Origin of the sequence: Halomonas sp. AOP43-D1-4, from assembly GCF_052446175.1 — a bacterium.
Taxonomy (GTDB): Bacteria; Pseudomonadota; Gammaproteobacteria; order Pseudomonadales; family Halomonadaceae; genus Vreelandella; species Vreelandella citrativorans.
Genome location: NZ_JBQSVY010000046.1, coordinates 1 through 865, shown reverse-complemented (window position 1 = coordinate 865; position 865 = coordinate 1). Strand labels below are relative to the sequence as shown.

Sequence of the window (865 nt, the reverse complement as noted above, 5' to 3'; positions counted from 1 at the left end):
ATCGCTCTGAAACTGCTCGCTAATTTTTCGTAGCGCGTTGCAAATCGACGTAACTCTTTAAGCCATCCAAAGCAGCGTTCTACCGCGTTTCTCTGGCGGTATCTGTGCTGATCAAAACGCCTCGGCAAACCAGGGCGTGTCTTGCGATGCATTTGACGTTGCGCAATAACGGGTTTTATACCGTGCCTGTCACAGTAACGGCGCAGTTCATCACTGTCATATCCTTTATCAGCGACCACGTAGCGGCTACGTTTGCGAGGCCTTCCAACACGGCCTGGTAGATAAACACTCTCCAGCGTCGAGATGAAATGTCGAGAATCAGCCTGCTGTCCTGGAGACAGGGTAAATGCCAGCGGCCAACCATGGGAATCACATACCAGGTGGATTTTTGTCGTTAAACCACCACGACTACGCCCCAATGCGTGATCTACCGGTTCTTCTGAGCCCCCTTTTTGCCGCCTCCTGCGGCAGCGCGGGTGGCACGTATCGAGGTCGAATCAATCATCCACGTATCCAGATCCATCAGTCCATCTTCACGCAGCCTGAGCTGTAAGCGAGAAAGGATAGCTTCAAACGTGCCATCATCCCGCCATTTTCGAAAGCGCTCATAGGCAGTTGACCAGGGACCATACCGCTCGGGTAGATCTCGCCATTTGGCACCAGAACAGAGCACCCAGAAAATACCATTGAGGACCTGCCGGTCATCCCGCCGGGGCCTGCCCATCACCTGAGTTGGCGACACAATATCTGTAATCTGCGCCCAGTTCTCATTGGATATCTCGTACCGGCCAACCATAATTCATTTCCCCCTATGCTTCTATTGCATGGGAAAACTTAGCAGATATCACTTTTCGTACAAAACCTA

Annotated in this window: 1 protein-coding gene; it reads right to left on the bottom strand. The window is 51.9% G+C overall.

The window, feature by feature from the left end; all coding sequences use genetic code 11:
- A protein-coding gene (locus ACT3RQ_RS17705; RefSeq protein ID WP_444625980.1) for an IS5 family transposase occupies window positions 1–796 on the bottom strand; the annotation gives its coding sequence in 2 pieces (ribosomal slippage) (window positions 1–454 and window positions 454–796; 797 coding nt annotated over the 2 pieces). This gene is flagged as partial in the annotation.
- Between the last annotated feature and the right edge of the window lie 69 nt (window positions 797–865).